Source organism: Actinosynnema sp., assembly GCF_052038725.1.
The window spans coordinates 1-5,218 of record NZ_JBQGCX010000537.1 but is presented as its reverse complement, the minus strand read 5'-3'; the positions used below and the strand labels follow the sequence as shown (position 1 = coordinate 5,218).

The following is a 5,218-nucleotide window of genomic DNA, read 5'->3' as shown; positions in this document are numbered from 1 at the left end:
AGCAGCTTGGCGGAGCACCAGACCGGCCCGGTGACCAGCCACACCCCGCACACCAGCGCGACCAGCCGCAGCGAGTCCAGCAGCGGCGCGACCCGGTCCAGGCCACCCGCGACCAGGGCGAGCAGCCCGATGACGGCGGCGGCGATGACGCCCGCGAGCACCGCCCTGCCCCACTCCCGCCACTCGTGAGCCGCGCGCTCCGGACCGTCCTTCGGCGGCGTGACCGGGGGCGGTCCGCCCGCGAACCAGTGCGCGAACCGCTGGTCGGCCCAGCGCAGCATCGAGTGCCCGAACGCGACGCTCACGCCGAGGTAGAGGGCGGCGAGGCCGTGCGCGCCGGTCGCCTGGCCGCCGCGCGCCAGGTCGAGGACGGCGGTGGCGAGCAGCACCAGGTCCACCAGCGGGACGCAGGCGAGCAGGACGGCGCCCGCGCGGCGCAGCCCGAAGGCGTAGCGCAGCAGCAGACCGGCGGCGAGCACGACCCAGAAGCCGACCTCGCAGGCCACGATGACCAGGACCAGGGGTTCCACGGCGACCAGCCTGGCCCGGCGCGCGCCTGCGCGCGTCGGCGATCGGTGCCACCGGTGGTCATCAGTTCGTAGGACGTGCCGGGCCGCGCCGGTGTGGTGGGATGGGCCGGTGCCGTCCCGCACCGATCTCGCCGTGGTCGCGACGGCCCTGAGCGCCGGGCTCCTGCTGTTCTGGATCGACTTCGACCGGCTGTGGGGCCCTGACCAGGCCGCGCCGACGTGGGTGCGGGTGCTGCTGCTGGTGACCGCCTGCGCGGGCCAGCTGTTCCGGACCGCGCGGCCCGGTCTCGCGCTGGCGCTGGCCGGTCCCGCGGTGGCCGCGGACATGGCGCTCGGGCACAGCAGCGTGGTGCTGGTGGTGGGGATCGACGTGCTGTTCAGCACGGCGATCTCGGCCGGGCCGAGGCTCTACCGGGGGCTGGTGACCGGGATCGGGCTGCTGTGCGTCGGCCTGACCGTGGGGGCGTCGCTGCTGACCGGGGAGCCGAGGCTGGCGCTGCTGGTGGCGGTGCAGGCGTTCTCGATGGCGGTCGTCCCGGTGTGGTGGGGCTCGAACATCCGCCAGCACCGGCAGAACGAGCGCCAGCTGGCCCGGATCGCCGAGCTGGACCGGCGGGCGGCGGTGACCGCCGAGCGCGCCCGGATGGCCCGCGACCTGCACGACGTGGTCGCCGGGCACCTGTCGGCGATCGCGATCCAGTCCGAGGCGGTGCTGACCCTGCCGGACGACGACCGGGAGCGGGTGCGGTCGGTGCTGCGGGCGGTGCGGGAGGGCAGCGTGGGGGCGCTGGCGGAGATGCGCACGATGATCGACGTGCTGCGGGCCGACGGCGAGGTGGACGAGGCGGTGTCGGCGCGGCTGGGCGAGGTGGGGCGGCTGGTGGAGGCGTCCGGGCTGGACGTGCGGCTGCGGGTGGACGACGTGAGCGGGGTCCCGGCGGCGGTGGACGTGGCCGGGTACCGGATCGCGCAGGAGTCGCTGACGAACGCGCTCAAGCACGGGGCGCGCGGTGGGCGGGTGTCGCTGCGGGTGGAGCGGCAGGCGGCGCGGGTGGTGCTGGAGGTCGGCAACGAGGTGCGGGACGAGGGGCGCGCCGGGCGGGCGCCGGGCAGCGGGACGGGGTTGGTGGGCATGGCCGAGCGGGCGCACGCGGTGGGCGGGCGGTTCCGGGCCGGGGTGGAGGACGGGCTGTGGGTCGTGCGGGCGGAGCTGCCGCTGTGACCGGGGACTCGGTGACCGGGGACTCGGCGAGCGGGGACTCGGCGAGCGGGGTCGCGGCGAGCGGGGTCGTCGAGGTGCTGGTGGCCGACGACCACGCGGCGGTGCGGGCGGGCCTGGTGATGATCCTGGGCGGCGCGCCGGGCGTGCGGGTCGTCGGCGAGGCGGGTGACGGGGAGGCGGCCGTGCGGATGGCCCGCGAGCTGCGGCCGGACGTGGTGCTGATGGACGTGCGGATGCCGGGGGTGGACGGCATCGAGGCGACCCGGCGGCTGGCCGGGGTGTGCGAGGTGCTGGTGCTGACCACGTTCGACCTGGACGAGTACGTGCGCGGGGCGCTGCGCGCGGGCGCGGCCGGGTTCCTGCTCAAGTCGGTGGAGGCCCCGGCGCTGGTGGACGCGGTGCGGCGGGTGGCGGCCGGTGACGGGGTGCTGGCGCCCTCGGTGACCAGGCGGGTGATGCGGGAGTTCGCGGCCGGGCCCGCCGCCCGCGCCAAGCCCGACCTGGGGGCGCTGACCGAGCGGGAGGTCGACGTGCTGCGCTGCCTGGGCGAGGGCCTGTCGAACGCGCAGATCGGCACGCGCCTGCGGATCGGCGAGACGACGGTGAAGACGCACGTGTCGCGGGTGCTGATGAAGCTGGACCTGCGCTCGCGGGTGCAGGCCGCGCTGCTGGCGCAGGACGCGGACCTGGGGGACGGCTAGCGGCTCTCCAGCGCGGCCGTGAGGTCCTCGCGGCGCAGCACCCCGGCGGGCCTGCCCTCCAGGTCGACCACCAGGTACTCGCGCGCCGCGGTCGACCGGACCCGCTCGACCACGTCGTCCCCGGCCTCGTCGGCGAGCAGCACGGTCTCCGGCCGGATCGGCACGGCGGCCTGCTCGGCGGGCGCGTGCGGGGACGTGCCCGCCAGGCGCTCGGCCAGGGTCCGGTCCAGCAGCCCGGCGGCGACCCCGTCGGCGCGCACCAGCACCACCCCGCGCCCGGCGGCGGCCGACAGCGCGCCGGACACCGGGCTCTCGGCGGGCAGCTGGAGCACCGGGCGCACGAGCTGCTGCAGGGTGAGCCCCTCCGGCCAGGCCCTGGCCCGCTCGGCGGCCGACTCGCCGCGCGCGCCCGCGACCACGAACCAGGCCGTGAGCAGGCACACGCCGAAGCGCAGCCAGCGGTCCGGCGCGCCGTCGAGCAGCCCCAGCACCGCCCAGACCACCAGGAGCGCGGCGACCAGCCCGCCGCCGACGACGGCGGCCCTGGTGCCGGTGGCGCGCTTGCCGGTGAGGGCCCAGACGCCCGCGCGCAGGATGCGCCCGCCGTCCAGCGGCAGGCCGGGCAGGAGGTTGAACACGGCGACGGCGGCGTTGGCGAACGCGGTCTGCGCGACCAGCAGCCACACCGCGTCGGTGGTCGGGATGGCGTGGGCGCCGAGTGCGAACACGCCCGCGAGCAGCACGGACACCAGCGGTCCCGCCGCCGCCACCAGGCCCTCGTGGCGCGGGGTGCCGGGGGCCCTGGCCACCTCGGAGACCCCGCCCAGCAGGAACAGCCGCAGCCTGCGCACCGGCAGGCCGAGGCGCAGCGCCACCAGGCTGTGGCCCAGCTCGTGGGCCAGCACGGACAGGCCGAGGAACAGGGCGAACGCGGCGGCGAGCGCCAGGCCGGTGAAGCCGCCCGCGTCCGGGCTGATCCGGCTCGCGAGCGGCGCGTACAGCACGACGATGACCGCCGAGCCCAGCCACCACGAGGGGGCCAGCAGCACCGGGATGCCCGCGGCGCGGAACAGCGGCAGACCGCCCTCCCGGCCCGCCCTCGCCCGCCAGCCCTCCGCAGTCGCCATCGTGGGCAGCGTAGGCGCGGTCGTGTCACGTCGGGGTGTGCCGGGCGGGCGGGAGTGTCGGTGGGGTGGCCTACTGTGCTCCGCATGGCAGCGCCCACCACATCCGATCGCCCCGTGCGCAGGCCGGCCCTGTCGCCCTCCCGCGCGGGCGACTTCAAGCAGTGCCCGCTGCTCTACCGCTTCCGCGCGGTCGACCGGCTCCCCGAGAAGCCGACGAAGGCCCAGGTCAGGGGCACGGTCGTGCACGCCGTGCTGGAGGACCTGTTCGCGCTGCCCGCCGCCGAGCGGGTGCCGGAGCGGGCTCGGGAGCTGGTGGAGCCCGCCTGGGCGCGGGTGCGCGAGGAGCGGCCCGAGTTCGCGGAGCTGTTCGGCGCGGACCAGGACGAGGAGCAGGCGGACTGGCTGACGTCGGCCCGCGAGCTGCTGGAGGGCTACTTCGGGCTGGAGGACCCGCGCCGGTTCGACCCGGAGTCGCGGGAGCTGCTGGTCGAGTGGGAGCTGCCGTCCGGGGTGCTGCTGCGCGGGTACGTGGACCGGGTCGACGTGGCGCCCACCGGGGAGATCCGGGTGGTCGACTACAAGACCGGCGCGGCGCCGCGCGAGCACGTCGAGGGCAAGGCGCTGTTCCAGATGAAGTTCTACGCGCTGGTGCTGTGGCGGCAGCGCGGGGTGGTGCCCCGGCAGCTGCGGCTGATGTACCTGGCGGACCGGCAGGCGCTGGCGTACTCGCCGGACGAGGGCGAGCTGGCGAGGTTCGAGCGGACCCTGGAGGCGATCTGGGAGGCGATCCTGCGCGCCGGGCGCACCGGCGACTTCCGGCCGAACCCGAGCAGGCTGTGCGACTACTGCGACCACAAGGCGCTGTGCCCGGCGTTCGACGGGACGCCGCCGCCGTATCCGGGCTGGCCGGAGCCGGGGGCGGTGGCGGAGCGCGCGGCGGACCGGGTCGACTAGAACCGGGTCGACTAGGACCGGGTCGACTAGGACCGGGGCTGCTGGGGCTGGGGTCGGACGGGCTCGTCGGGAGGGGTGTTCGGGGTGGTGGCGTTCTACGCGCCGCTGGGCGGGGACCGGTACGCGGCGACCAGGCGCACCGCGGGGCCGTGGTCGGCCGACAGCCAGCACCTGGGGCCGCCGTCCGCGCTGCTGGTGCGGGAGCTGGAGCGGCTGCCCGGTTCGGGGGTGCTGTCGCGGGTGGCGTTCGACGTGCTCGGGCCGGTGCCGGTGGCGGAGCTGGTGGTGTCGGCCTCGGTGGTGCGGCCGGGCCGGTCGGTGGAGCTGCTGGCGGCGGTGCTGGCGCACGAGGGCCGGGAGGTGCTGCGGGCGTCGGCGTGGCGGGTCGCCCCCGGTGAGACCGCGTCGGTGGCCTCGGGGCAGCCCGCGCTGCTGCCGCCGCCGTCCGCGTGCGCGGAGTTCTCGGTGCCCGGCGACTGGACGTGCGGGTACCTGGAGGCGATGGAGTGGCGGTCGGTCAGCGGCGGGCTCGCGACCCCCGGTGACGCGGTCGTGTGGGCCCGCCCGCGCGTCCCGGTGGTGGCGGGCGAGGAGGCGAGCGCGGTGCAGCGGCTGTTCACCGTGGCGGACTCGGCGAGCGGGGTGTCGGCGCGGCTGGACATCCGGCGGTGGTACGCGATCAAC

General features: G+C 76.8%; 6 protein-coding genes. 4 read left to right on the top strand and 2 right to left on the bottom strand.

What is annotated here, in order from left to right; genetic code table 11:
• Nucleotides 1–530 (bottom strand): hypothetical protein (locus ACTUAL_RS10845; protein WP_440900158.1); only part of this gene is annotated, 530 nt, incomplete at its 3' end.
• Between the two features lie 109 nt (nt 531–639).
• Here ACTUAL_RS10845 and ACTUAL_RS10840 point away from each other — a divergent pair.
• Both ACTUAL_RS10840 and ACTUAL_RS10835 read left to right on the top strand, forming a co-directional pair.
• Nucleotides 640–1,752 carry a sensor histidine kinase gene (locus ACTUAL_RS10840; RefSeq protein ID WP_440900157.1) on the top strand — a complete coding sequence of 371 codons (1,113 nt, stop codon included), beginning with the start codon at nt 640–642 and terminating at the stop codon, nt 1,750–1,752.
• Nucleotides 1,753–1,826: 74 nt separating this feature from the next.
• Complete coding sequence (locus ACTUAL_RS10835) at nt 1,827–2,453, top strand: response regulator (protein ID WP_096497730.1); 627 nt, start codon at nt 1,827–1,829, stop codon at nt 2,451–2,453.
• Here the strand turns inward: ACTUAL_RS10835 and ACTUAL_RS10830 are convergent.
• Nucleotides 2,450–3,580 (bottom strand): site-2 protease family protein, encoded by a 1,131-nt coding sequence (locus ACTUAL_RS10830; RefSeq protein ID WP_440900156.1) that lies wholly within the window; start codon nt 3,578–3,580, stop codon nt 2,450–2,452. The genes ACTUAL_RS10835 and ACTUAL_RS10830 overlap by 4 nt on opposite strands.
• Nucleotides 3,581–3,664: 84 nt before the next feature.
• Here ACTUAL_RS10830 and ACTUAL_RS10825 point away from each other — a divergent pair, with 84 nt between their 5' ends.
• The gene (locus tag ACTUAL_RS10825; protein ID WP_096497729.1) at nt 3,665–4,534 is read left to right on the top strand and encodes a RecB family exonuclease; all 870 of its coding nucleotides are present in this window, start codon (nt 3,665–3,667) and stop codon (nt 4,532–4,534) included.
• An 84-nt stretch (nt 4,535–4,618) separates the two neighbouring features.
• Nucleotides 4,619–5,218 (top strand): thioesterase family protein (locus ACTUAL_RS10820; protein ID WP_440900155.1); only part of this gene is annotated, 600 nt, incomplete at its 3' end.

What these genes read in the sequence shown, in the direction of transcription:
- ACTUAL_RS10830 (WP_440900156.1), bottom strand. Translation starts at nt 3,580, where the DNA reads ATGGCGACTGCGGAGGGCTGGCGGGCGAGGGCGGGCCGGGAGGGCGGT.
- ACTUAL_RS10825 (WP_096497729.1), top strand. Translation starts at nt 3,665, where the DNA reads ATGGCAGCGCCCACCACATCCGATCGCCCCGTGCGCAGGCCGGCCCTG.